The 24,851-nt window shown below is 70.2% G+C and carries 25 protein-coding genes; 13 read left to right on the forward strand and 12 right to left on the reverse strand.

Annotated elements, in window-relative coordinates; genetic code table 11:
• Positions 1–22: 22 nt before the first annotated feature.
• The 5 genes from NQK81_RS40465 (at position 23) to NQK81_RS40485 (ending at position 4,189) form a co-directional block, all read left to right on the forward strand.
• Positions 23–379, forward strand: a complete 357-nt coding sequence (locus NQK81_RS40465) for a YciI family protein (RefSeq protein WP_257485704.1) — start codon at positions 23–25, stop codon at positions 377–379.
• Positions 379–1,560 (forward strand): RNA polymerase sigma factor, encoded by a 1,182-nt coding sequence (locus NQK81_RS40470; RefSeq protein WP_257485705.1) that lies wholly within the window; start codon positions 379–381, stop codon positions 1,558–1,560. Before NQK81_RS40465 ends, NQK81_RS40470 begins: the two co-directional genes overlap by 1 nt.
• Before the next feature lie 147 nt (positions 1,561–1,707).
• Entirely contained in the window at positions 1,708–2,469 is a 762-nt protein-coding gene (locus NQK81_RS40475) for a DeoR/GlpR family DNA-binding transcription regulator (RefSeq protein WP_257485706.1), read from the forward strand.
• Entirely contained in the window at positions 2,466–3,359 is an 894-nt protein-coding gene (locus NQK81_RS40480; RefSeq protein ID WP_257485707.1) for a carbohydrate ABC transporter permease, read from the forward strand. Before NQK81_RS40475 ends, NQK81_RS40480 begins: the two co-directional genes overlap by 4 nt.
• Before the next feature lie 2 nt (positions 3,360–3,361).
• Positions 3,362–4,189, forward strand: coding sequence for a carbohydrate ABC transporter permease (locus NQK81_RS40485; RefSeq protein ID WP_257485708.1), 828 nt, complete (start codon positions 3,362–3,364; stop codon positions 4,187–4,189).
• A gap of 225 nt (positions 4,190–4,414) precedes the next feature.
• On the opposite strand, the gene NQK81_RS40490 is transcribed toward NQK81_RS40485, so the two are convergent.
• The 6 genes from NQK81_RS40490 to NQK81_RS40515 all read right to left on the reverse strand — a co-directional run bounded on the left by NQK81_RS40490 (position 4,415) and on the right by NQK81_RS40515 (position 14,736).
• Positions 4,415–4,714 (reverse strand): hypothetical protein, encoded by a 300-nt coding sequence (locus tag NQK81_RS40490; RefSeq protein WP_257485709.1) that lies wholly within the window; start codon positions 4,712–4,714, stop codon positions 4,415–4,417.
• Between the two features lie 212 nt (positions 4,715–4,926).
• On the reverse strand, positions 4,927–6,159 hold the full coding sequence (locus tag NQK81_RS40495) for an HNH endonuclease signature motif containing protein (protein WP_371878836.1): 1,233 nt from the start codon (positions 6,157–6,159) through the stop codon (positions 4,927–4,929).
• Positions 6,160–6,326: 167 nt separating this feature from the next.
• Positions 6,327–7,676 (reverse strand): GH1 family beta-glucosidase, encoded by a 1,350-nt coding sequence (locus NQK81_RS40500; protein WP_257485710.1) that lies wholly within the window; start codon positions 7,674–7,676, stop codon positions 6,327–6,329.
• 11 nt (positions 7,677–7,687) lie between these two features.
• Positions 7,688–8,947 carry an ABC transporter substrate-binding protein gene (locus tag NQK81_RS40505; RefSeq protein ID WP_257485711.1) on the reverse strand — a complete coding sequence of 420 codons (1,260 nt, stop codon included), beginning with the start codon at positions 8,945–8,947 and terminating at the stop codon, positions 7,688–7,690.
• Between the two features lie 20 nt (positions 8,948–8,967).
• A complete protein-coding gene (locus NQK81_RS40510) occupies positions 8,968–12,612 on the reverse strand; it encodes an ATP-binding protein (RefSeq protein ID WP_257489940.1) in 3,645 nt (1,214 codons plus the stop codon).
• 60 nt (positions 12,613–12,672) lie between these two features.
• A complete protein-coding gene (locus NQK81_RS40515) occupies positions 12,673–14,736 on the reverse strand; it encodes an ATP-binding protein (RefSeq protein ID WP_257485712.1) in 2,064 nt (687 codons plus the stop codon).
• Between the two features lie 276 nt (positions 14,737–15,012).
• Here NQK81_RS40515 and NQK81_RS40520 point away from each other — a divergent pair, with 276 nt between their 5' ends.
• Both NQK81_RS40520 and NQK81_RS40525 read left to right on the forward strand, forming a co-directional pair.
• Positions 15,013–15,264 carry a hypothetical protein gene (locus tag NQK81_RS40520; RefSeq protein ID WP_126734204.1) on the forward strand — a complete coding sequence of 84 codons (252 nt, stop codon included), beginning with the start codon at positions 15,013–15,015 and terminating at the stop codon, positions 15,262–15,264.
• 82 nt (positions 15,265–15,346) lie between these two features.
• Positions 15,347–15,982: a helix-turn-helix transcriptional regulator gene (locus NQK81_RS40525; protein WP_125682074.1), complete on the forward strand. Its 636-nt coding sequence runs from the start codon at positions 15,347–15,349 to the stop codon at positions 15,980–15,982.
• A 52-nt stretch (positions 15,983–16,034) separates the two neighbouring features.
• Here the strand turns inward: NQK81_RS40525 and NQK81_RS40530 are convergent, their stop codons facing one another.
• The 3 genes from NQK81_RS40530 to NQK81_RS40540 all read right to left on the reverse strand — a co-directional run bounded on the left by NQK81_RS40530 (position 16,035) and on the right by NQK81_RS40540 (position 19,738).
• On the reverse strand, positions 16,035–16,619 hold the full coding sequence (locus tag NQK81_RS40530; RefSeq protein WP_257485713.1) for a helix-turn-helix transcriptional regulator: 585 nt from the start codon (positions 16,617–16,619) through the stop codon (positions 16,035–16,037).
• The gene (locus NQK81_RS40535) at positions 16,616–19,132 is read right to left on the reverse strand and encodes an ATP-binding protein (protein WP_257485714.1); all 2,517 of its coding nucleotides are present in this window, start codon (positions 19,130–19,132) and stop codon (positions 16,616–16,618) included. The genes NQK81_RS40530 and NQK81_RS40535 overlap by 4 nt, the downstream gene beginning before the upstream one ends.
• Before the next feature lie 78 nt (positions 19,133–19,210).
• Positions 19,211–19,738 (reverse strand): EF-hand domain-containing protein, encoded by a 528-nt coding sequence (locus NQK81_RS40540; RefSeq protein ID WP_185927183.1) that lies wholly within the window; start codon positions 19,736–19,738, stop codon positions 19,211–19,213.
• 129 nt (positions 19,739–19,867) lie between these two features.
• Here NQK81_RS40540 and NQK81_RS40545 point away from each other — a divergent pair, with 129 nt between their 5' ends.
• From NQK81_RS40545 to NQK81_RS40560, 4 genes are all read left to right on the forward strand, one after another.
• Entirely contained in the window at positions 19,868–20,074 is a 207-nt protein-coding gene (locus tag NQK81_RS40545; protein WP_257485715.1) for a hypothetical protein, read from the forward strand.
• 77 nt (positions 20,075–20,151) lie between these two features.
• Positions 20,152–20,328: a CsbD family protein gene (locus NQK81_RS40550; protein WP_126734200.1), complete on the forward strand. Its 177-nt coding sequence runs from the start codon at positions 20,152–20,154 to the stop codon at positions 20,326–20,328.
• 66 nt (positions 20,329–20,394) lie between these two features.
• A complete protein-coding gene (locus NQK81_RS40555) occupies positions 20,395–21,054 on the forward strand; it encodes a pentapeptide repeat-containing protein (protein ID WP_257485716.1) in 660 nt (219 codons plus the stop codon).
• The gene (locus NQK81_RS40560) at positions 21,051–21,626 is read left to right on the forward strand and encodes a dienelactone hydrolase family protein (protein WP_257485717.1); all 576 of its coding nucleotides are present in this window, start codon (positions 21,051–21,053) and stop codon (positions 21,624–21,626) included. The genes NQK81_RS40555 and NQK81_RS40560 overlap by 4 nt, the downstream gene beginning before the upstream one ends.
• Here NQK81_RS40560 and NQK81_RS40565 read toward each other — a convergent pair.
• A complete protein-coding gene (locus tag NQK81_RS40565) occupies positions 21,611–21,946 on the reverse strand; it encodes a cupin domain-containing protein (protein ID WP_257485718.1) in 336 nt (111 codons plus the stop codon). The genes NQK81_RS40560 and NQK81_RS40565 overlap by 16 nt on opposite strands.
• A 71-nt stretch (positions 21,947–22,017) precedes the next feature.
• Between NQK81_RS40565 and NQK81_RS40570 the strand changes: the two genes are divergently transcribed.
• Together NQK81_RS40570 and NQK81_RS40575 are read left to right on the forward strand one after the other, a co-directional pair.
• The gene (locus tag NQK81_RS40570; protein WP_257485719.1) at positions 22,018–22,962 is read left to right on the forward strand and encodes a GlxA family transcriptional regulator; all 945 of its coding nucleotides are present in this window, start codon (positions 22,018–22,020) and stop codon (positions 22,960–22,962) included.
• A 45-nt stretch (positions 22,963–23,007) separates the two neighbouring features.
• Positions 23,008–23,340 (forward strand): helix-turn-helix domain-containing protein, encoded by a 333-nt coding sequence (locus NQK81_RS40575; RefSeq protein ID WP_126734195.1) that lies wholly within the window; start codon positions 23,008–23,010, stop codon positions 23,338–23,340.
• Positions 23,341–23,626: 286 nt separating this feature from the next.
• Here the strand turns inward: NQK81_RS40575 and NQK81_RS40580 are convergent, their stop codons facing one another.
• Both NQK81_RS40580 and NQK81_RS40585 read right to left on the reverse strand, forming a co-directional pair.
• Positions 23,627–24,217: a ClpP family protease gene (locus tag NQK81_RS40580; RefSeq protein WP_126734194.1), complete on the reverse strand. Its 591-nt coding sequence runs from the start codon at positions 24,215–24,217 to the stop codon at positions 23,627–23,629.
• A complete protein-coding gene (locus NQK81_RS40585; RefSeq protein ID WP_126734193.1) occupies positions 24,214–24,840 on the reverse strand; it encodes a ClpP family protease in 627 nt (208 codons plus the stop codon). Before NQK81_RS40585 ends, NQK81_RS40580 begins: the two co-directional genes overlap by 4 nt.
• Between the last annotated feature and the right edge of the window lie 11 nt (positions 24,841–24,851).

Raw genomic sequence — 24,851 nt, forward strand, 5'->3', positions numbered from 1 at the left:
TGAGCCGTCGAAGGGGTCCGTCATGAGGCAGTACCTGCTCGCCGTCCAGTTCGACGAGAGCGAACGGGACGCGCCGGTGGAAGAGGTCCGGGCGATGCTGGCCAGGACGGGCAAGGTCACCGACGAGATGAAGGCCGCTGGTTCCTGGGTCTTCGTGGGCGGGCTGGAGCATTCGGACGTCTCCACGGTCGTCCGTCCCGAAGGCGGCAAGGTCACGATCACCGACGGGCCGTTCGCCGAGACGAAGGAACAGCTCGGCGGGTTCTGGGTGATCCAGGTCGAGGACCTCGACCAGGCGCTGGCCTGGGCGGAGAAATGCGCGCTCGCCTGCGGGCAGCCGATCGAAGTGCGGCCGTTCGGCGACCCGTCGCTCCCGTGATGGATTTCGACGGGATCTACCGGGCGGAATACGGCCGGTGCGTGGCCACCCTGACCCGTCTCCTCGGCGACATCACGCTCGCCGAGGAGGCGGTCCAGGACGCGTTCGCGACGGCGGTGGAGAAGTGGGCGGAAACGCCGCCCAATCCGGGCGCGTGGATCGTGACCACCGCCCGCAATCGCGCGATCGACCGCATTCGCCGGGAATCCACCCGCGAGGCCCGGCACGCCCAGGCGCTCCTCCTGCACTCGCCGGATGAGCCGCGTGAGCTGGGACCGGTGCGCGACGATCAGCTCCGCATGATCTTCACCTGCTGTCATCCGGCGCTTTCGCCGCTCGCGCGGACCGCGCTCACCCTGCGCCTGATCGGCGGGCTGGAGGTGGGGGAGATCGCGCGGGCGTACCTCGTCCCGGAACCGACCGTGGCCCAGCGGATCGTCCGTGCGAAGAAGAAGATCCGCGACGCGGGCATCCCGTACCGCGTGCCGGGGAAGGACGAGCTGCCGGATCGGCTGGACTCCGTGCTCACCGTGCTCTACCTGGTTTTCAACGAGGGATACACGTCCACGTCGGGTGACCTGCTGCGGACGGACCTCAGCGTGGAGGCGGTCCGCCTGACGAGGGCGCTCGCCGATCTGATGCCCGACGAACCGGAGGTGATCGGGCTGCTGGCCCTGCTCCTGCTCACCGAAGCCCGGCGGCCCGCGCGGGTGGGGCCTTCCGGTGAGCTGGTGGTGCTCGCGGAGCAGGACCGGTCGCTGTGGAACCGGGAACTGATCGCCGAGGGGCACGAACTGGTGCGGCGATGCCTGCGGCTCGGCCGTCCGGGCCCGTACCAGGTGCAGGCCGCGATCAATGCCGTGCACACGGACGGTGAGTCGACCGACTGGACACAGGTGCTGGCGCTCTACGACCAGCTGTGGCGGCTCACCCCGACGCCGGTCGTCGCGCTCAACCGCGCGGTCGCCGTCGCCGAGGTGCACGGCCCGGCGGCGGCACTGGCCGGGATCGAGGGACTGGATCTGCCCGGGTATCACCATCTGCCCGCCACGCGGGCGAACCTGCTGGCCCGCCTCGGCCGGACATCGGACGCCGTCGCCGCTTACGACGAGGCGATCGCCTTGGCCACCAACGACACGGAACGGGCCTTCCTGCGGGCCAAACGGGCAGTCCTGTCGTAGTTTCGGGCAACCGCCGACGAAAACGCCGCGCTCTCTGTGTCCTCAATGGACAGAGCGCCGCGGCCAGGTGGAGGGTTCCGTTGTCGGACCGGTGAGAAACCAACTATTGTCGCCATGACCGCTCGTCCGCCAGGCAGGAGGTGACCGTTGTACGCCGAAGAGCGGCAGCGCGCCATCCTCAAACAGGCGCGGCAGAACGGCCGGGTCGACGTGGCGACGCTCGCGGCGGCCTTCGAGATCACCAGTGAGACCGTCCGCCGCGACCTGACGGCGCTGGAACGCAGCGGAGTGGTGCGGCGGGTGCACGGCGGCGCGATCCCCGTCGAGCGGCTGGGCATCGAGCAGGGGCTCGACGCCCGCGACGCGGTGATGACCGCGGAGAAGGACCGTATCGCCGTCGCGGCGCTGGAGCAGATCCCCGACGGGGGCTCGATCCTGCTGGACGCGGGCACCACGGTGGCCCGGCTGGCGAACCTCGTCCCCGCCGATCGCGGGCTGACCGTGGTCACTCCTTCGCTGCCGAACGCGTTCACGCTCGCCAACCGGCCCGGCGTCACGCTGATGCTGGTCGGGGGAAGGCTGCGCGGCCGGACCATGGCGTCGGTCGACGGCTGGGCGCTCGACGCCCTCAAGGACACTTTCGTCGACGTCGCTTTCCTCGGTACCAACGGTCTTTCCGTCGAGCGGGGGCTCACCACCCCGGACACCGCCGAGGCGATGGTGAAGCGCGCGGCCATCGCGTCCGCCCGGCGGACGGTGCTGCTTGCCGATCACACGAAGATCGGCGACGACCATTTCGCCCGGTTCGGGGGCCTTTGCGACGTCGACACCCTGATCACCGACAGCGGTGTCGAACCGCGGGAGATCGACGACATCAGCCGGGCAGGCGTCAAGGTGATCATCGTTTGAAGCGTTCGGGCGAGCGGCTCGCCGGATACCTGATGACAGCGCCGTTCTACGTCCTCTTCGGCGTGTTCGGGCTTTTCCCGTTGCTCTACACCGCTTGGGTGGCGCTGCACCATTGGCATCTGGTCAACGGTGACACCGGGTTCGCCGGGCTGGGCAACTTCGCCGTCCTGCTCCAGGATCCGTATTTCTACAACGCGCTCTTCAACACGGTCAGCATCTTCATCCTTTCGACCGTCCCGCAACTGCTGGCCGCGCTCGGGCTCGCCGCGCTCCTCGACCGTCCCTTGCGGGCGAGGACAGTGTGGCGGGCGAGCGTGCTCTTGCCCAACGTCGTCTCGGTGGTCGCGGTGGCGCTGGTGTTCAGCCAGCTGTTCGCCGAGGACTATGGCGTCGTTAACTGGGTGCTGGGGCTGGTGGGGCTCGACCCGGTGGACTGGCGGTCTGACCGGTTCGCCTCGCACGTCGCGGTGAGCACGATGGTGATGTGGCGCTGGACCGGCTACAACGCGCTGCTCTACCTCGCGGCCATGCAATCCGTGCCGCAGGAACGCTATGACGCCGCGATGCTCGACGGCGCCTCGCGGTGGCGGACCTTCTGGTCCATCACCGTGCCGGCGATCCGCCCGACCATCGCCTTCACCGTCGTCGTCTCGACCATCGGCGGGTTGCAGCTGTTCGCCGAGCCGCAGCTGTTCGACGACACCGGCGTCAACGGGACGGGCGGTGCCGACCGGCAGTTCCAGACTCTCGCCATGTACCTGTACGAAAAGGGGTTCGGCGAGTTCGACGCCGGATACGCGGCGGCCATCGCGTGGTTGCTTTTCCTGTGCTCGGCCGTGTTCGCGCTGGTCAACTTCTCGCTCGTGCGCCGGATGCGGGGCGGTGAGTGACCGTGGCGGCAAGGGAACGGACCGGTTTCGTCGTCTACGGGCTGCTGCTCGCCGTCGCCGTCGCGTCGATCTTCCCGTTGTACTGGTCGTTCGTGGTGTCCTCCAAGGACAATTCCGCCCTCGGTGAGACCACGCCGCCGCTGCTGCCCGGCGGCAACCTGGTCGAGAACGTCGGCAGGGTCTTCGGCACCGTCGACTTCTGGCTGGCGATGCAGAACTCGCTGATCGTCGCCGGCACGGTCACCGTTTCGAACGTGCTGCTCTCCAGCCTGGCCGGATTCGCCTTCGCGCGGTTGCGCTTCCCGGGCCGTGACTCGCTTTTCCTGGTGGTCATCGGTACCGCGATGGTGCCCGCCCAGCTCGGCGTCATCCCACTCTACCTCGTGGTCGGGGAACTCGGCTGGTACGGACGGCTGGACGCGGTGATCGTGCCCGGGCTGGTCGGCGCGTTCAGCGTGTTCTGGATGCGGCAGGCGTGCGAAGAGGCGATCCCCGGCGAACTGCTCGACGCCGGCCGCGTCGACGGCTGCTCGACGGTGCGGCTGTTCTGGCATGTCGCCATGCCCGCCATCCGCCCTCAGGCCGCCGTGCTCGGGATGCTGACGTTCATGACCGCGTGGAACGACTTCTTCTGGCCGCTGATCGTGCTCGACCCCAACGCTCACCCGACCGTCCAGGTGGCGTTGTCGCGGCTGGCGAGTGGCTACTTCACCGACTACTCGCTGATGCTCACCGCGGCGACGATCGGGGTGCTGCCTGTGATCGTGCTGTTCATCCTGCTGGCCAGGAAGGTGGTCGACGGCGTGATGCGGGGTGCGCCGCGGGCTTGACCTCGGTGGTGATGGGCTCTGGAGTTGCCGCGGTTTTCGTTGGGGGTGGCATGTGGTTTCAAGGGGGCGGGCGGGCCGGTGGGTCACGGTGGGGTTCGGATCGAGGTGTGTCGGTCTTTGGCGACGGGATCTTTTGGGGGAGGGCTCCGGCGTGTGCCGCGCGGTGCCGTTCTCGCGGGGTCGTTGGGTGGTTCGTGGTTGCGTTCAGGTCGGCCTCTGGTGCGGTCACGGATGGGTTTTTGTGAGGCGTAGCCGTCTTTTGGCGACAGCACCTTGCTGTGCTGTGGTTCGGTAGTCGCGGTCGGCTGGCGCAGGGCGTGATGACGTGCGGACTCCAATGCGGGTCATGTCCTTTGGCGGCGGGCTGATGCCGGTCGTCGCGAGTATGGGCGGTTGCCGTTTTTCGGCGATGCCGTTGGGCGGCATGCTGTTCCGTAGGTGCGGGCGGGTCGGCGTGATCGCGTGCGTGGCCGTTTTTTGGCGAAGGCCGGGGTGACGGTCATTGGCGATGATGTTGGGTTCCACGGTTCGGTTGTTGAGGTGAGGCTGGCGCATGGCGTGATCACGAGCAGCTCCAGAGCGAGCTGTGGCCATGTTTTGGCGACGGGGCTGTTGTCGCCATTCGGGGACGTTGTGGGCGGCCACGGCGTGATCATCTGCGGACTCCACAGCGGGCCATGGCCGAATTCCGGCAACCCGCCCTGACCCTGGCACCGGTGCCGTTTTTCGGCGATGGTTCAGAACGGTGGTTCCTCGGCGCGGGGTTCGTGCAGGGGTGGTGGTGTGCTGTCGTAGGTCTGTCCGGTGGGTGTGGTGATGGTGAGGGTGCCGTCGGCGTCGAGTTGGTAGGTCCAGCCGGGTTCGTCTTTCAACCGGTGGTCTCGGCGGCACAGGTCGATCAGCTCAGTGTGAGCGGTGTGGCCGCCGTGCTGCCAGGGCACCGCATGGTCGAGATCGCAGGCTTGGGCGACGCGGTGGCAGCCGGGTCTTCGGCATTCCCGGTCCCGCACCCGCACGAACTCGCCCAGCCCCGCGGTAGGCCGATACCGGTCACGACCCAGATCCAGGACCTGTCCGGAGAGGGGGTCGGTGACGATCCGCCGCAGGACGGTATCGGGCCCGGTGGCGATGTGCCGGGCCAGGGCGGCCGGAATATGGCCGTGGCCGGCGAGTTCGGCGGGGTCATCGTTCAGCCCGAGGTAGGTGTTGAGGTCCATGTAGAGGAACACCTCGGACCGTTCACTCCCGCCCTGCCCGCCCAGCAACAGATCAAGGGCCACGTCCGCGCGGAGCTGGTCGAGGGTGCGGGTCTCGTCGCCGGTTTTGAGGGCGCGGGCTTCACGGTCGATCCGGGTGTAGGCGGCGGCGACTTTCTCGACGGGGCCGTCCTCGACCTCGATCGACGCCACCCCAGCCTCGCCGTGGCGGATCGACAACCGGCGCCCGGCACGATGCCGCTCCGCACGCCGGGCGGCGCCCTCGCGGTCGGCCATCATCGCCGCATGATTCGCCGCCTTCCGAACCTGCTCGGAATTCCGGCCCGGCAACCGATCCTCCAGCACCTTGTCCACCGCACGCGCATCGTCATCAGACAACCACGCAGTCGCGGCGGCGACCTTCATCGCCCCGTAACCGCCCACCTTGCCGCGATCCAGCAGTCCAAGGGTGCACGGGAGGCGGGTGGTCAACGCCTCGGCGGTGGAGACCAGCCCAGCCGCGTGACCGTCCACAACAGACAGTCCGAGTGCGACTTCCTGCACCACACTCGATGCGCCGTCGCGGTGACGACTCAGCTGCGCCAACGCCCGGAACCGCACCGCCTCCAACCGTGCGATCCCTTCCGACGCGGCGACGGCAGCGGCGACGGCATCGTCGTCCTCCAACGAATCCAGCGCGGCATTGACCTCCTCTAAAGCGTCAGCCGACGTGATTTCCTTGAGTACCGCCACAATGGCGTTGCGTGTATCCACACACCGAAGCTACAACCGACCACCGACAGTTTCCGGCAGCGGGTAACGAGCGAAGTGACGAGGCCGAGCCTGCGTTTCGAAATGAACCTGCCTCGCCGATTCCGGCGACGATCGACGCGTGTCAACCTGGTTCGGAAGAACTTCGGCACGGCAACAAAGTCGAGCCGTCAAAGACCGTTGCGCGCCACCACATCCGCGTAGAACCGCGCGCTGTCCTTGAGTACTCGCTCCTGCGTTTCGAAATCGACGTGCACGAGGCCGAACCGCTGCGTGTATCCCATCGCCCACTCGAAGTTGTCCAGCAGCGACCAGGCCATGTAGCCGCGGACGTCGGCACCGCGTTCGATCGCGTCGTGCACGGCGGCGAGGTGTTCGGCGAAGTAGCGCACGCGTTTCTCGTCGTGGACCCGCCCGTCGACGACCTCGTCCTCGAACGCGGCACCGTTCTCGGCGATCACGAGCGGCAGGCCGGGACAGTGTTCGTGCAGCCACAGCAACAGATCGGTGAACGACGAGGGCCGCTGTTCCCAGCCGAGTGAGGTCAGATCGCCGCGGGGCGGCTGGACGTCCATTCCGCGCAGACCGGGCAACGGGCAGTTGCTGTCGGCCTCGGGGTCTTCGAGCGGGACCGCGCGGGCGGGCGCGTAGTAGTTGACGCCGAGGACGTCCAGTGGCTGCGCGATGATCTCCAGGTCGCCGTCGGCGATCGCCGGTTCCAGCGTGCCGAGATGCGCCAGATCCGCCAGTAGTTCGGGCGGATAGCCGCGGCCCAGCAACGGGTCGAGGAAAAATCTGTTGTGCAGGAAGTCGAACTTGCGCGCGGCCTCGCGGTGCGCGGCGTCGTCCACATCGGTCAGCACCGGGGCGAAGTTGAGCACGATGGACACCTCCTGCCCGCCGCCAGCAGAGCGCAACGCCTGTGTCGCCTTGCCGTGCGCCAGCAGGAGATTGTGCCCAGCGACCAGAGCCGCGCCTTCGTCCTTGATGCCCGGCGCGTGATCGCCGTTGCCGTAGCCGATGAAGGCGGCGCAGAATGGTTCGTTGATCGTGGTCCATTGCCGCACCCGGTCGCCGAGTACATTGTGGACGGTCAGGGCGTAGTCGGCGAAAAGGCTCGCGAGGTCGCGGTTCGGCCACCCGCCTTCCGCCTGCAGGGCTTCCGGGAGATCCCAGTGGTAGAGCGTCACCATCGGGGTGATCCCGTGCTCCAGCACCGTGTCGACAAGGCGATCGTAGAAGGCGAGGCCTCTCGGCTCGACCGTGCGGCCGTCCGGCATGATCCGCGACCAGGCGACGGAGAACCGGTAGTACGGCACGCCGAGCCCGCTCAGCAGCCCGATGTCCTCGCGGTAACGCCGGTAGTGGTCGCAAGCCGGGTCACCGGTGGCCAGACCCGGCCGTGCGGTGAAGGTGTCCCAAATGGACGGTCCGCGGCCATCCGCCGTCGTGGACCCCTCGATCTGGTACGCCGCCGTGGCCGTGCCCCAGCGGAACCCGGCCGGAAACCTGCGTGTCACGCCGTCCCCGCTCAGTTGGCGGCCGCGGCGCGGCCCTCGGTCGCGGCCTGGTTCCATGCCTCGTCCAGCGATTGCTTCCCTTCTTCGACGCGGCCGAGCGCGTGCCCGTACACCGGCCGGACCTCGCCGTCGCGCAGCCCGCGGTAGTTCGGCCGCAAGGCTTCGGCGGAGGCCGCGAAGATCTTGCCGATCGGCGCGCCGCTGAAGTACTGGCTGGTGTGGGAAAGCACGGCAGTGTCCTGGTACGCGCCCAGCGCGCTCGGCAGGAGCCCGCTTTCCAGGAAGATCCGCTTCTGTTGTTCGGGCGCGGTGAGCCAGACGGCGAGGTCGTAGGCTTCCTTGCGGTGCGCGCCCTGCTTCGGGACGGTCAGGAACGATCCGCCCCAGTTGCCGGCCTTGCCCGGAACCGAGGTGACGTCCCATTTGCCCGCGAGCTCCGGACCGCCCGCCTCTTCGATCTGGGTGAGCATCCACGCGGGACAGGTGATGGCGGCGAACCGGCTCTGCTTGATCGCCACCGTCCACGGCTGGGTGAAGGTGGTGACGGCGGCCGTCTCCTTCTTCAGCGCCATCCCGCCCGCCAGTTCGAAGGCCTTGCGCACGTTGGGGTTCGTGTCGGCGATGAACCGCTCGTCCTTGGCGAAGTAGTTCTCCTGCGCCTGGTTGAGCATCGCCGTGTAGACGGTGCCCGCCGAGTCGGCGAACTTGACGTCGTCCGGTGCCTTGGCGCTGAACCGCTCGCCGGTTTCGGCGAACTTCTCCCAGGTCGGCCACAGCGCGGCCACCTGGTCACGGTCGGTGGGCAGGCCGGCGTTCGAGAACAGGTCGCGCCGGTAGCAGAGGGCGAGGCTGCCCATGTCGGTGCCGAGGCCCATCACGAACTTCCCGTTTTCGGCGGTGCCCTGGTCCCATTTCCAGGCAGGCCACTGCTCGCGGAGCCCCTGCGCGCCGAACTCGGAGAGGTCGCTGAACTTGTCCGTCGACTGGCGGAACTTGGGGAGATACTGCTCCTCGATCGCCACCACGTCCGCGCTGCCGCGCCCGGCGCCGAGCCCGGTGGCGAGCTGGCGGTGATGCGTCTCGAAGTCGGCGACCCGGCCCTCGACGGTGATCCCCGGATGGGCCCTTTCGTAGTCGTCGAAGAGCTTTTCGTACCCGAACTCACCGAAGGTGGCGACGGTGAGCTTGATCGGGCCGCCGGCTTCCGGCGCGCTCGAACAGCCGCTCAGCAGCAGCACGAGGGCCGTCAAGCCGGCCAGTACGCGGGTCATGGTTCTCCTCGGTCGTGTGGTCACGCGAGTCGTCTCGGCAGCTGGTCGCCGACGGTCAGCCGGGAATCGGCGTGCAGTTTGGTCAGGACCCTGGACACCAGCGACTGCACCGTCCGCCGCGGCAGGCTCAGCTCGGCGGCGATCTCCGGGTTCGACAGCTTCGCCGCCACCAGCCGCGCGACCCGCAGTTCCAGCGGCGACAGCGCCCCGCTGTGCCGGGGACTCCGCTCGGCGCGGCTCAGCACGCCGTAGCGGCGCAGTCTGCTTTCCGCCCGGCGGATGCTCCAGGTGGCCCCGACCTCGCCGAGCACCTCACACGCTTCGGTGAGCGAGCGCGTCGCCGCTTCGAGGTAACCGGCGCGGCCGAGCAGTTCGGCGGCGTCCTCCAGCGCGGCCGCGAGTTCGATCGGGCGGTCGACCTCGCGGTAATGATCGGCCGCGGCCAGCATGCCGTCGGGGTCGCCGTCGATCAGCGACCGGCACCGGAGAGCGGCCGCGGTCGCCCTGGCGGGGACGGTCTCCTGGCTCGCCTCCTCGGCGCAGACGGCGAGCGCTTCCTGAGCGACGGCGTCGTTCCCGGCGGCGAGCGCGACGCGGACGACGTCGGGAAGCCATTGGTGGCGCAGCATCATCCGGGCGTAGTCGGGACGCAGCACCGGCGCGAACAGCCGCAGCGCGTCGTCGAGTTCGCCGCGCTGCTCGGCGGCCATCGCCTGTGCCGCCAGGTAGAAGTCGCAGCTCTCGCGTTCGGACGAGTTCGACGGCGAGTGCGCCTCGGCCGCCTCCAGATGGGCGCGGACGGCGATGCGTTCGTCGCGATGGCCCGCGATGAGGGCGGCGACCCCGTGCAGCAGCAGGGCGGCGGCGCCCGGCTCGCGGACACCGTAGAAGGTGATCGCGGGGCCGTCTTCGGTGACCGAGTCCAGTTCGGCCAGCGCCTCGTCCCAGCGGCCGGTCCAGTAATAGTGCACGGCCGCCGAGACCTGCGGGCCGGTCGGCAGGCCGTGCCGTGCGGCCGTCTCGTACCCGGCGTGCAGGGTGGCGTCGGCCTCGCTCAGCCGGTCGAGGTTCTGCAGGGTGAACAGGCGGTTGTCGAGCAGGTCGAAGCGCAACGTCGCCAGGTCGGCCTCGTCGCCGGTGGTCTCGAGCGCCGCGTCGATCGCGGTCAGCGCCAGGTCGTGCTCGCGGCGGATCGAATGCACGAGCCACAACGTCTGCTGCGCGTGCGCGGCCGGGTAGCGCTCACTCGCCTCGGCGTACAGGGCCCGCGCGATCCGTTCGGTCTCGTCGAGATCGGCGAGCGTGCCGCGCCGGAAGTTGGCGAGCAGCGTCCGGGTGCTGGTGCGCCACAGCTCCGGCATCGACGGGTCGTCCGCGGTGTCGCCGAGCGCCTCGATCGCACCCGGGGTGTCGCCCCGGCGGTAGCGCAGCGCGGCGAGGAAATGCCGCATCTGTGCCAGATCCGCCTTGTCGGTGACGATCTTCACCGCCTGCTCGGCTTCCGCCTCCGGAGCCAGTTCGAGCCGGAACAGCACGCGCACCAGCGCGGCGATCAGCGTCTCCCGCTGCTCGCCGGTGGGCACCGTGCTGTCGAGCGCGCCGCGGAGCAGGTCGGCCGCGATATGCGGGGCCCGGTTGGACACCGCGACGTGGTTGGCGGTGAGCCAGCCCGCGAGCCACGGGTCGAACGGCACCGGCCCGGCGGCCAGCTGCTCGGCGACTCGTTTGATCGGCGCGCCCGCCCGCGCGAGCGATTCGGCGGCACGCCGATGCAAGGCGGCACGGACCGGTTCGGCGATGGCGCCGTAGAGCGCCTGCCGCTGGAACGGGTGATGGAAGGCGAGCTTGTCGCCGGCGTACTCGATGACGCCCGCGGTGGTGGCGGGCTCCAGCTCCCGCAGGACCTCCAGCGGACCCTTGTCCGCCAGCGCGGCCAGGTCCTCGACGGCGAACTCCGCGCCCAGCAGCGAGGCGGTCCGCAGGATGTCGGTCGTGGCGGGGTCGAGGCATTCCAGCGTCCTGGCCACCGCCGCCAGCAGCGACCGCGGCGCGTTCTCGGTGCCGTCCAGCGTCACCTCGGCGACGCCGTCCTTGATCCGCAACGAGCCGGTGCGGACCAGGTCGTGCGCGATTTCCCTGGCGTAGAGCGGGTTTCCGGCCGCGCGCCGGACCAGTGGGCGGAGGCTCGCCCCGAGCTTGGCCCCGAGGACCACCTCGAACACGGCGGTGACGTCGTCGTCGGTCAGCACCTCGACCGGCATGATCTCGCCGTCCCTCGCCTCGACCCCGCGGCGGAGCTGGGCGAGGTCGCGGCGGCCGTGCCCGGTGCGGGTGGCGGCGACCAGCAGGAGCGGCAGCTGGCGGGTGGCGGCGGCAAGCCGTTGCCACAGCAGCACACTCGCCTCGTCGGCCCAGTGGAGGTCGTCGATCACCAGCACCAGCGGGCCGGCCGCGCAGGTCTCGTCGACCAGCGCGAGCAGTTTGTCCACAGTGGACAAGATCGGGTCGGCGGGGCCCCAGTTCCCGTGCGCGGGTTCGGCGTGCAGCTCGCCCGCCAGTTTGGCCTTGGCCGGATCCGCCGCGCCGTGGTGCACCCCGAGGCATTCCATGATGACCTGCAGCGGGAAGCGTTGCCGCAGCTCGTCGGCCGCGGTCCAGGCGAGCTGGCAGCCCCGCGCCGCGGCGCCCGACAGCCCGGCGATCAGCAGTTCGGATTTCCCGATACCCGGTTCGCCTTCGAGCCAGACCGGGCGGCCGCGGCCGGCGAGCACGTCGGTGACGAAACCGTCCAGCCGCTCGACCTGCCGGGCGCGGCCGGGCAGCCTGCCCTGGCCGCCGCGTTCGATCGCCTTGGCGACCGGCGGCGGTACGACGCGGACCGGAGCAGGTTTCGGTCGGGTGACAGGTTTTTCGCTGCCGTCGAGGATCCGCTGGTGCAGATCACGCAACGGCGCACCGGGTTCGACGCCGAGCTCGTCCCGCAGTATCCGCCTGGCCTCGCGATACGCGCTGAGCGCTTCGATCGGCCGACCACTGGCGTGCAGGGCGCGCATGAGCGTCTCGTGCAACGACTCGCGGAGCGGGTGCCGCTGCACTAGCGCGGTCAGCTCTGCCACCACTTCGCGGTGGTCACCGATGCCGAGCAGAGCCGTGGCGCGGAGTTCCGTGGCGGTGAGCTGGAGTTCGGTGAGCCGGACGCGTTCCGCTTCGGCGAACGGCCCCGGCACGCCGGAGTAGGGCTCGCCGCGCCAGAGGCCGAGCGCGGTGGTGAGCCGGGCGGCCGCACCCCGCTGATCGGTCTGGGCGAGCAGCCGTCGAGCGGCCGCGGCGTCCTGCTCGAACCGGCTGACGTCGAGCGCTTCCCGGTCCAGCCGCAGTACGTAACTCGACCCGGACGAGCTCAGGACCTGGTGCGCGTCACCGCCGGCCTTGCGGATCGCGCCGCGCAGACCGGAGACGTAGGTGTGGACGCTGCCGGTGGCGCTGGCGGGCGCCGACTCGCCCCAGACGTCGGAGATCAGTTCGCCGAGGGAGATCGCCTGGCCGCGCCGCGCCGCCAGGGTGGCGAAGACCGCGCGCTGCCGGGCGGGCCCGAGCTTCAGCTCGACGTCGTCGAGCCAGGCACGAGGCGGCCCGAGCAGCTCGACGCGCAGCCCGTTCGTCACGCCGGCTCCATTTCTCGTCATGCACCGAAAGTGGCCGGATCACTACTGTGTCCCCGCAGTTTAGGACGTCCTCGGTCCGGTTCGGTTGCGCACCCGGGCGAGTGCGTGCAGCGGCGCGCACCAGGGCTGCGCGGACCAGGAAGGCGTGCCCCCCGTTTCGGGCAAAAGGAGCGCGGCGAGTTCGCCCGCCAGGCTCCGGTGCTGCTCCTCGGTCAGATTTCGTTGGTGGGAAAGCAAGTGGAGCAGTTCGACCGCCGGGCCGGTGGAGAGCGCGTCGACGTTGTCGAGCAGCCACTGCGGGATCCAGCGGGCGGTCAGCTCGTCGCCGACCTGGAGCAACTGCTCGGCGACGCGGTCCGCGGGCGCGCCGGAACCCGCCATGGTGGCGGCGATCTCCTGGTGCAGCACGGCGCGGATGGCGGGCGGGGTGTTCGCGGCGAACACGTCCCGCACCAGCGGGACCCGGAACCGCAGCCGTTCTCCCTCGGTTTCCAGCACGTGCGCGGCGAGCGCCTCTTCGACCGCTCCGATGAGCGCCCGCAGTTCGCGGCCGGTGACACCCGTCAGATCGGCGACCGTGAACGACGAGCCGAGCAGGGCCGCCGAGCTCAGCGTTCGCTTGCACGGCACGGAAAGCGCGGCGAGATGATCTTCGACCACGGCGGCGAGCCTGCTGTGCGGCGTGACGTCGGGCTCGCGCCCGTCGGCGAACTCGGCGAACAGCTCGCACAGGTAGCCGATATTTCCGGCGCTGTACTCGGCGGCGAACCCGAGGAAGTCCTCGCCCGGGTCCCTGGCCAAGGTCTCCTCGGCGAGCGCGGCGACGGCCGGGCCGTCGAACGGTGGCAGCGAGATGACGTCCCCGTCGAGCCGCGAGCGGAGGACTTCGAGGGTGCGGCGCCGGGGGAGGGGGCGAGCCGAGCCGACCAGCAACAGCGGCAGGTGCGCGGTGAACCCGTGCAGCCGCTGCCAGGCGAGCAGGCTTTCCTCGTCGGCCCAGTGCAGGTCTTCGAAGACGAGCACCCAAGGCCCGTCCTCGCACAGTTCGGTGACCGTTTTGCCGAGATCGTCGAGCGCTTCGCCGCCGAGGCTGTCGGCGATGAGGCTCAGCGGGACCGCGCTGGTCAGCTCGTCGGCCTCGACCCAGCGCGTGCGGCTCCGCGCCGAGGCGAGGGCCTCCGCCAGGAACGCGCTCTTGCCGCCGCCCGCCTCGCCGTCCAGCCAGATCGTCCCGCCGCGGCCTTCGTCCATGAGCGCGGCCAGATGACGGCGCACCCGGCGGAGTTCGAACTCCCGGCCGACGAACGCGGACGGCCGTTCGGGCACGGCGTGGGCCTGCCGATGCCGTTCCGGCCGGTCCTGGTGGTGCAGCGCCGGATCGTCGTCCAGGACCCGCTGCCGCAGCGCGAGCAGCTCCGGCCCGGGTTCGAGACCGGACTGCTCGATGATCGTCTCGCGGGCACGGTCGAACGCGGCCAGCGCCTCGGCCTGCCTGCCGGACCGGAACAACGCGGTGATCAGCATCCGGTGCAGGCCCTCGCGCAACGGATGGCGCTCGACCAGCACGGCGAGCTCGCCCACGAGTTCGCGGTAGGCGCCGAGGTGCAGCGCGACCTCGGCCTGGCGTTCGAGCGCGCTCATCCGCAGCTCGTTCAGCCGGGCGCGCTGGGTCTCGGCGAACGGCCCGGGGATCCCGTCGAGCGCGGAACCCCGCCACTGCCCGAGCGCGGAGTGAAGCGACTCCAGCTCCCGTTCGGGCGAGCCGGCGAGCCGGTGCGCGCGGGCCCGCTCCAGCTCGGCTTCGAAGACGTGGACGTCGACCTGCTGCCTCGGCAGGTCGAGGCTGTAGCCGGCGCGGCTGGCGACGAGCGGCCCGCCCGCCGGCTCCAGCGCGCGGCGCAGCGCGGAGACGTAGGTGTACACGATGCCGGTGGCGCTGTCCGGGGGACGCTCGCCCCAGACGGCGTCGATGATCTCCTTGCGGGAGACGAACTGGCCGGCACGCAGGGCGAGGGTGGCGAACACCGCCTGACGCTGGGCGGGACCCAGCGCGATCTCGCCTTCGCCGTGGCGCGCGGGGGAACCGCCCAGCAGGCGCACCGTCAGCGAGGAAACCTCGTCCATGACCTGCCGCCTGTGCGTCCGACTGCCGAAAAAGAGTGTCCTGCTCAGCGGAAAGCCTAGTGGCGGCGATGTGGGTTTCGCAATCAATCGGGCACTCACCGTGTGGGTTTCGGCGGCCGAGCCCGGAACAAGCCGTTTCGTGGACTGTCGGATGTCCGTTCATGTGGGTTTCAGGCCTTGTTCAGGCCAGGGGCGACCGGGCAAGCCGGGCGTGCTCGGGGGCAGAAAGTCCGGCGGCGCTGGTGGAAGGCATGCGACGCTGTGCATGCTGTGACAGTGAGCCAGGATCTTGAACACTTCGCCGGTGACGTCCTGCTCAGTCTCGCCAGGAACGGCAGGCTGGTGCTCGACGCCGATGAGGCCGAAGCGCGTATCGCCGAGCTTCGGCGGACGCTGGCTTTCGGCTACGCCCTCCTGGCCGACCCGGACTACACCGGACCCGAGGGCAGGCTCCGCGAGATCCTGGACGAGCTGCCCAAGTACGTCGAGGCGTTTCAGCAGGCCACGAAGTCCTTCACGCCTCGTTGAGAACTCGTGGAGACTTCGTGAAGAGCTCCTTCGCAGACTGTGTCCCATCCGACTGGGGCCGCGGACAAGCGGAGGGGACGAAGTGGACACGGAAACCCGACAGATCACCGTGGCGGTGCACGCGCCCGACCCGATCACCACCGCGGGTCTGGCCAGCCAGCTGGGCACGCAGCAGGGGATCGACATCCGGGACTGGGATCAGCGCGCCGAGACCGACGTCCTGGTGTTCGCCGCCGAATGCCTGACGCCGGAGATCGTGCTCTGGCTGCGGCGGCTCGCCGCCGAGGACGGCAAGCCGGTGGTGCTCGTGGTGAGCCAGATCAGCGAGGCGGAGCTCGTACCCGCCATCGAATGCCGGGTGGTGGCGGTCCTGCCGCGCTCGGCCACGACCGGCGAACGGCTGGCGCACGCCGTCCGCGCGGCGGCCACCGGCGGCGGAGTGCTCCCGCCGAGCCTGCTCGGCGAACTGCTCAAGCACGTCGAGCGGTTGCAGCGCGAGGTGCTCGACCCGATGGGCGTCAACACCGCCGGGCTCACCACCCGGGAGATCGACGTCCTGCGGCTGATGGCCGAGGGCAAGGACACCGTCGAGATCGCCGGCGAGCTCAGCTACTCGGAACGCAGCGTGAAGCACATCATCCAGGGCATCACCGGACGGCTGAAGCTGAAGAACCGGCCGCACGCCGTCGCGTACGCGGTGCGGGCCGGGGTGATCTGAGACCGGACTCGCGTGATCGAGGGCGCAACTCGCGTGGTTGAAGGCGTAACTCTCAGATCAGGCCGGCCCGGATGGCTTCGGCCACCGCTTCGGCGCGGTTCCGCAGGGCCAGCCGCCGCTGCGCGTGGTGCAGGATGTTCTTGATGGTGCGCTGGGAGTAGCCCATCGCGGCACCGATCTCCGCGGTGTCCTTGCCCTCCGCGATCAGCCGGAGCACGTCGATCTCGCGCTGGTGGAACGGCGCCGGGCCTTCGGCCAGTGCGCCGTATCCGGCGGCCAGCCGGTCGGCGGAGGCCGTCGGCGCCGACCGCGCGGCCGTGACCTCGGCGATCAGCCGGTCCGGGTGGGCCGCCCGATGCGGCAGGACGCAGCGCACGCCGGCGTCCGCGGCCCAGCGGTGGCCGGACGGCGGGAGCGGTCCGGCGATGAGGATCCCGGGCAGGACGCCCAGTTCGCTCACCGCCCGCCGGAGCACGGGCAGGTCCTTCCCGGCCGGGTCCTCGGCGGCCACCAGCACGTCGGCGTCCTGGCCGGCGACCACCGCGATCGTCATGTCCTGCGAAAGGATGCCGACGAGGCCCGCGCTGGTCACGGGGTCCGCCGCGTAGACGGCGACCCGGACGTCCGGCGCCTTCACGAGGCGTATCGGCCGTTCAACAGGGCCGTGGCCAGTTCGATCCGGGAGCGGTAACCGGTCCGGGTGAAGAGCAGGCTCAGCCGTCCGTCCACACTCTTGCGGCTGGTCTGCAGGGTCTTCGCCAGCTGCTCGTTCGTCAGCCCTTCGCCCGCCAGCAGTGCCAGCAGGTGCTCGTTCTCGGCGACCGTCGCCTCGGGGTCACCGGGGGGAGTGATCCCGTTGTCCCGCATGAGATTCCGCAACCGCGCGCGGTACAGCAGCGCGTCGAGCGAACCGAGCGTCTCGTAGACCTCGACGAGCACCTTGGGATCCGTCGCGTGGTGCCGTACCAGGCGTTCGGCCGCGATGGCGCGTTCGAACGGCTGATCGCGTTCCCTGGCCAGCCACAGGCACTCGTCGTCCGGCTCCTGTCCGAGGCAGGCGCGGACCAGGTGGCGATGCAGCAGCACCCGCCCGGTCGGCATCGCGGAAGCGAGTTCTTCCAGCGCGTCGAGCGCCTTCCTGGCCGCGGCGCGGTCGTTCTTCCGCAACGCGAGTTCGGCGAGATCGGCCCAGGCGATGTCCGTGCCGACGGCGAGTCCGCAGGTGGCCGCGTGCAGGCGTTTGGCGGCCCGGTCGGTCTCGCCGAGCGCCATGTCGACCCGGGCTTCGGCGATGTCGAGCAGATGCGCCAGCATCGGCGCCGTGGCGCGCGCGGCGGTCAGCAGTTCCCGTGCCGCGGTGAACCGTCCCTGTGACAGCAGGACCGAGACGGTCGACAGGTGCATCGCGGCCGAGCCGGTGTCGTACCCGCGCCGCGAACGGTCGGCCACGCTGCGGTGGGCGAAGTCGATGGCGCGGGCGGGCAGGCCCCGCATGACCGCGAGCATCGAACGTTCGCTGTCGCGCAGCCCGGTTTCGGGGAAGTCCTCGTCGGCGAGCAGTTTCTCCGCGCGTGCTCGTTCGCCCAGCACCAGCAACGCGGTGACGTACGAGGTGATCTGGTCGTTCCGGTGCCGCCGCGCCGTCCTCAGCGGCCACCGTTCGCGTTCGGTCAGGTTCGCGCCGAACCTCGCCGAGCGGCCTGCCCAGAGCTCGGCCAGACTGCCGAAGAGTTCGCCCAGCATCGCGGAAACCGTCGATCCGGTCCGCCAGGAATCGTTCTCCGCCAGCAGTTCGGCCGCTTCCGCCCAGCGGTCCAGCAGGCTCAGCGCGATCGCGCTCGAGGCCACCGACCAGTCCGGCGGGTTCGTGGCGATCCTCGCCAGCTCGGCCGTGTTGCCGGAGTTGTGCAGCGCGCAGACGGCGATCGACTGGGCTTCCTGCGCGGCGTCGGCGGACAGCCGGTCGGGGAATTCCTCCAGCAGCCGCCGCGTCCCCGCGAGACTCTGTTCGTGGTCGCCGTTCAGGTGACACCACATGGTGTGGAGCAGGGTCACCCTCGCCCGCTGCGGCCGGTCCTCGGTCAGCTCGACCGCGGCACGCAACCATCGCGCGCCGCGGGTGGTCTGGTCGTCGGGCAGGAATGCCGCGCTGTCGAGCAGTTCGGCGAGGGCGCGGCGCGGGTCGATGAGCTTGCCTGCCTCGGCGATCCGGTCGGGAAGGTAGTACGGGGCGGACGTGTGCGCGGTCCCGTTCCACAACGCGGTGACGGCGGCCGCGGAGATACGCCGGCGTTCGAAGGGCCCGAGTTCGGCGATCAGCGCGTACGCCACCACCGGCACGGTGAACCGCCAGCCCCGGCCGCGGTGCAGAATCCCGTCCGCTCGCAGGGTTTCCAGTATCGCGAGCGTTTCCGCGGGATCCTGCGCGAGGACCTCGCTGATCAGCGACGGCATCGCCGCACCGAGCGGATGCAGCATCGCGGCGGCCTTCGCGACCGCGAGCCGCTCCGGGGCCAGCTGCATGGATCGCAGCGGCACCAGCGTGCCGGGCACGAGGTAGGCGCGCCGGTCGACGATCCGGATCGCGCCCTGCGCGCGCAGCAGGTCCAGCGCCTGGCGCAACGCGGCGAGCACTCCCCGGCTGAGTTCGTGCAGCCGGTCCCGGAGCAGGTCGCTCGGAACGGCGCCCAGCGCATCGACGACCGGCCGCGTGATCTCCGCGGCCGTCAACGGCGGCAGCCGCACCGGTTCCACCAGGCCTTCGGCACGCAGCCGCCGCACGACGGCGAGCCTCTCGGCCGCGTCACGGACCGGGGTCCGCGTGGCGCAGACCAGCCTGTGCGACGAGCGGCGGATCAACGCCGCCAGGACGGCGAGGTCGTCGTTTCGCATCCACTGGGTGTCGTCGAGCAGCAGCACGTGCCCGTCGCCGGTGACGGGAGGCCACGGATCGCCGCCGGGCGCGAGATCGCCGTCCTGCGTGAAGCGTACGGTCGAAACCTCTTGCCCTGACGCGGAAAGCCGCTCGGACAGCCGCGCGAGCAGCGTGGTCCGGCCGACGCCCGCCGGCCCGGTCACCCAGACGCAGGGCGCGCCCTCGCCGGTGACACGCTCCAGGATCCGCTCGGCCACCTCGTCCACGCCTGACATCCTGAGCGGCCGGGACGTCCGCGACGCGGTGGAGGCCGGGGTCTGGCCCGTATGGCCACCGGGTCCGCCCGAAAGCCGTCAGGCGGCCAGCGGACCGAAGACCAGGGTGCCCGGGGCCTTCGCGTCGTCGCCCGCCCAGAACTCCAGCCACAGCGCGGCGAACTCGTCACGGGACAGCATTCCGTCACCGTCGGAGTCGAGCAGCGGGAAGGTGGCGTCGGTGTCGGTGGGGCGGCCGTTCCAGACCTCGATCAGCTGGCGGTACTCCGCCGCGGAGATCAGCCCGTCGCCGTTCTCGTCGATCGCTTCGAACATCGCGTCGGCCGTCGCGGTCACGGCCTCGGGCGTGTCCGGGAGCTTGTCGACCACCAGCAGGACCTCGTCCAGGGTGACCTTGTCGTCCCGGTCGAGATCCGACGCGGCCAGCAGCGTCGTCCACCAGCTGAGCATGATGCCGGTCAGGCGCCGCTCGTCACCCGGGCCGCGCCGCCGCGCCCAGCGGTCGGCCAGCGCCTGGAAGTCCCGCTCCTGGAGAAAACCGTCGCCGTCGACGTCCATCGCGGCGAAGACGCCCGAAATCTTGCGTCGCTGCAAGTCGCTTGCCATGCGTCCGAACGATAGAACCGGTGGCGTAACGGCACATCGGCCATTCAGGGCCACGGCGATCCACGATCGGGGGACGGTGCGGGGAGCGCCGTACCGTGAAGGGGGAACGACCACACCCGGAGGTGGCGGATGACGGCCGGAATCGAACGGGCGGCCCACGCCTACTGTCCTGTCTGCAACCCGGACCCCGGCCTCGGCGAGCCGGTCACGGCGCTCTGCGGGGCGACCCATGCGTACTGGGGCCGCCGCGAGCGGCCGGTGAACAACTGCCCGGCCTGTGAGGCCGTCGTCGCGCAGACGGTGTACCCGTGCGGCCACACGGGTGGGGAGAGATGAGGGCCACAGCGAAAACGTCGTTTCCCTGGCCCGCCGGCGGGTATCCGGAGGCAGCGGACAACGAAAGGGAGGCCCTGATGAACGACAAAGCCGAGAACAAGATCGACGAGCTCAAGGGCAAGGCGAAGGAAGCCGCCGGTAACGCCACGGACAACGAGCAGTGGCAGGCCGAAGGCAAGGCCGAGCAGGGCAAGGCCAACGTCAAGCAGGCAGGCGAGAAGATCAAGGACGCCGTGAAGGGCGTCGGGGACTGACCCTGCGGGCTTGCTCGCGCGTGAAGGCAGCCTTCACGCGCGAGCCCCTGGGGTACGGTCCGGATCATGGACTTCCGGGATTTCGACGGCATCAAGGTGCGGCGCCCTTCGGTCGAGCGCGACGACCTCGAAAGCGAACCCGCCGTGTTCCGGGGCGATTTCGACTTCGACTCGGTCCGCCTCGACGGCGGTGACCAGAGCGGGGTCCGCGGTGGCGGCGAGATCGCGCGTTCAGTCGTCTCGGACGTGAGCCTGGCGAACTCCCGGCTCGACAGGCTGACGCTCTCGGACGTGACCTTCGAAGGCGTCGACCTGTCCAACGCGGCGATCCGCGAACTGTCTGCCCGCCGGGTCGAAATCCTTCGCTGCCGCGCGATCGGGCTCGGGGTGGCGATCACCTCCGCGACCGATCTGTACGTCGAGAACGGGCGGTTCGACTACGCGTCGGTGACGGTCGAGCGCGCGAAGGGTCCGGCCGTCTTCTCCGGATGTTCTTTCCGGGAAATGGTGTTCTCCGGCGACCTGTCCCGGCTGACCTTTGTGGACTGTGAGTTCGCCGGAACGGAATTCGCTGCCGTCTCCGCGCTGGACTGCGATCTCCGCGGTTCGCGCCTGTCCGATGTCCGCGGTCTGCTGACCCTGCGCGGCGCGAAGATCACCGGCGAGCAGGCCGTCTCGGTCGCGGGGATCCTCGCGGCCGAAAGCGGATTGTCGGTCGTCGGATGACCAACGTCGTCCTCTTCCACTCGGTCCTGGGGTTACGGCCTGCCGAGCTGGCCGCGGCGGACCGCCTGCGCGCCGCCGGGCACGAGGTCACCACTCCCGACCTCTACGGTGGCGAGACCGCGACCACGCTCGAGGACGGATTCGCGCTGAAGGACCGGATCGGATGGTCCACCGTCGCCACCCGCGCGCTCGACGCCGCCCGGAAGCTGCCCGAGGACACCGTGCTGGCCGGGATGTCGATGGGCGCGGTGGTGGCCGCGGGCCTGCTCCCGCACCGGCCAGACACCGTCGGCGTGCTCTTGCTCCACGCCATCGCCGACCTGCCCGCGAAAGTCCGCGAGGGGCTGCCGATCCAGCTCCACGCGGCCGACCCGGACGATTTCGCGCCACCGGCCGCGCTTCCCGGCTGGCTCGCCGCGGCGGCCCGCTCCGGCGCCGACGCGCGGGTGTTCACCTACCCCGGAGCGGGCCACTTCTACACCGACAGCAGCCTGCCCGACCACGACGAGGACGCGGCGGCCCTGACCTGGCAACGGATTCTGGCGTTCCTGGCGGCTCAGCCCTCGGGATAGAAGACGAAGAGCGTGCATCCGGTCGCCGACGCGGGCACGTGCCACGAACCGGCCGGAGCGTGCAGGAAGGTCCCCGCCGGATAGTCGCGCGCTCCGTCGTTGAACGTGCCGGAGACGACGAACACCTCTTCGGGGCCCGGTTCGTGGACGTCGCGATGCGGCCACGAGGAGCCGGGGTCCATTTCCAGCACGTTGGCCTGCGCGCCGTCCGCTCCCGTCCACAGTGGACGCAGCCGGATCCCGGGGAACAGCTCGCGAACGGGGGATTCCTTGACAGGGACGGAAGTGTAGCCCTCTTGGGCGAGGATCTCGGAGTGCATGACCTCATGGTGCCGTGGCCGCCTCGCGGCCGGACAGTGTCAGGTAAGACACCATAGGGTATTTTTCTGCCATGCATCGCGTGAGGGCACTGGTACGGCCGGTGCAGTCGACCTTCGAGCTCGGGATCGCCGCCGAGGTCTTCGGCACGGAGCGCGCCGGAGTGCCGCGGTACTACGAATTCGACGTCTGCACGGAGAAACCCGGCCAGGTGCCGACCACGGCCGGGTACGCGATCTCCGTGACCAAAGGCCTGTCCGCGCTGGCGGACGCCGACACGGTGCTCATCCCCGGCTGGTCGCCGGCGGAGGCGCCGCTCTCGGCCCCGGTGCGCCGGGCGCTCCTGCGCGCGCACGCCAGGGGAGCGCGGCTCGTCACGATCTGCACGGGTGTCTTCGCGCTGGCCCGCACCGGGCTGCTGGACGGCAGGACGGCGACCACGCATTGGGCGCGTGCTTCCCAGCTGCAGGAGGAATTCCCCCGGATTCGCGTGGAACCGGACGTGCTCTACGTGGACCACGGCGACGTCGCCACGAGCGCCGGGGCGGGCGCGGGAATCGATCTCTGCCTGCACCTGGTCCGGCGCGACCACGGGGCCGCGCACGCAGCCCTCGTCGCCCGGCACATGGTGATGCCGCCGCACCGGGACGGCGGTCAGGCGCAGTTCGTCCCGGCCCCGCCGCCCGGCGACGAGCTGGACGGTCTCCTCGAATGGGCGGGTGAGCGCCTCGGGACACCGTTGTCGGTGGGCGATCTGGCCGCGCACCTCAACGTCTCGCCCCGCACGCTCGCCCGGCGCTTCGCCGATCAGCTCGGCACCACGCCGGGCGCCTGGTTGCTGACGCGGCGCGTGACCGAGGCGCGCACCCTGCTGGAGGAGACCGGCTTACCGGTGGAGGTGATCGCGACCCGCGTCGGGCTGACGTCGGCCGTGAACCTCCGCCGCCGTTTCCGTGATCAGGTCGGCACGACGCCGGGCGCGTACCGGCGCGCGTTCCGTGGCTCCGTTTCGCCTTGAGCGGAACGGAGCACGCGCGCCCCGGCGGAATGTCACGATGAGCGTATGGCGGACATCCTCCCTTTCCACCAGAAGCGTCCCGAACCGGAGCCGCTGTGGCGCGACGTGCTGGGCAAGAGCCTGCGCGCCGCGCGGGAGGAACAGGGCGGCCGCCTCGTCGACGTCGCCGAACGCGCCGGGATCTCGCCGCAGTACCTCTCCGAGATCGAACGCGGCCGCAAGGAGCCGTCCAGCGAGATGATCGCCGCGGTCACCGGCGCGCTCGGGCTCGACCTGGCGGATCTGCTCTTCGGTATCGCGGGCACGATCAGCCGGGGCGGCAGCACGGGGCTCGCGGTCGGCCGCCGCCCGCGAGGGCCCGTGCTCATGGCCGCTTGAGCGTGTTCCATATCGAGGGGTAAGCCGAAGGCAGCGCAACGTCGATGGGGGATTGAGGCCGGAGGTCTCAGCGCTGTCGGATGTGTCGCGAAAGCCACTTTCGGGACGTCTGGTGTCTCGAAAGTGGCTTTCGCGACATCAGCACCGGGGCGCCGCTTCGAGCGGAACGTGCCCCGCGGAAGTGCCGACCACGCCACCTTCGCCTTACCCGTCAATAAGCCTGTTCGATGGGCTTCGTGCTGCAAGTGACCGCGAAAGACCGCGAACCTCGGCTTATGAACACCGCCTAAGCACGCTCGTCGAGAACGCGGTCCGCGAGCCCGTACGCGACCGCGCCCGCCGCGTCGAACACGCGGTCCCGGTCGGTGTCGTGCCGGAGATCGGACACGGCTCGGCCGGTGTGCGCGGAAAGGATCTCCTCCAGCTGAGTCCGCACCCGCACGACCTCGTCGGCCTGCAGGATGAGGTCCGGGATGGTGCCACGGCCCTGCGCGGCGGGCTGGTGCAGCACCACCCTGGTGTGCGGCAGCACGAACCGGTGCCCCGCTTCACCCGCGGCCAGCAGGATCGCGCCTGCGGCGACGGCCTGGCCGACACAGGTCGTGGCCACCGGCGCCTTGATGAAGCGCATGGTGTCGTACAACGCGAGCATCGCCGACGGGTCGCCGCCCTCGGTGTTGATGTAGAGGTTGATCTCCTGCTCGGGGTTGTCCGCCTCCAGGTACAGCAGCTGGGTGATCAGGGCGTTCGCCACGCCGGAGTCGATCGCGGTCCCGAGGTAGATGATCCGCTCCGACAGCAGATGCGAGTAGACGTCCATGATCCGCTCGCCGGCGGGGCTGCGGGAGATGACGTTGGGGATGGTGTAGGAGCTCATGCGCCCGCACCCCTTTCCGTGCCGAGGCCGAGTCTGTGCGTGCGGACGGGGACGACCTGGTCGAGGCTCTCGACGATGTGGTCGATGAAGCCGTATTCGCGCGCCTGCTCGGTGGTGAACCAGCGATCGTGGAGCGAGTCGGCGAAGATCCGGTCGATGGGCTGCCCGGTGTCGTCGGCGATGAGGCCGAGCACCGTGTCCCGCGTGTAGCGCAGGTCGTCCGCCTGCACCTCCACCTCGACGGCCGAACCGCCGATACCGGCCGAACCCTGGTGCATGAGGATCCGGGCGTGCGGCAGGGCGAAGCGTTTGCCCGGGGTGCCCGCCGAAAGCAGGAACTGCCCGGCACTGCACGCCAGCCCCAGCGCGAGGGTGGCGACGTCGCACGGCACGAGCCGCATCACGTCGCGGATGGCCAGCATCGACGGGACCGAACCGCCCGGCGAGTGGATCCACAACGCGATGTCCTTGCGCGGGTCCTCGCTCGCGAGTGACAGCAGCTGGGTGGTGAGGACCGTCCCGTTGTCGTCGTCGAGCGCGCCGTCGAGGACCAGCACACGCTGGCTGAAGAACCGTTCCCGGAGCCGTTGGTCGAACAGTGGCTGCTTCTCGTTGTCGGTCATGCCCCGACCAT

The sequence above is a fragment of the Amycolatopsis roodepoortensis genome (assembly GCF_024628825.1).
Taxonomy (GTDB): domain Bacteria; phylum Actinomycetota; class Actinomycetes; order Mycobacteriales; family Pseudonocardiaceae; genus Amycolatopsis; species Amycolatopsis roodepoortensis.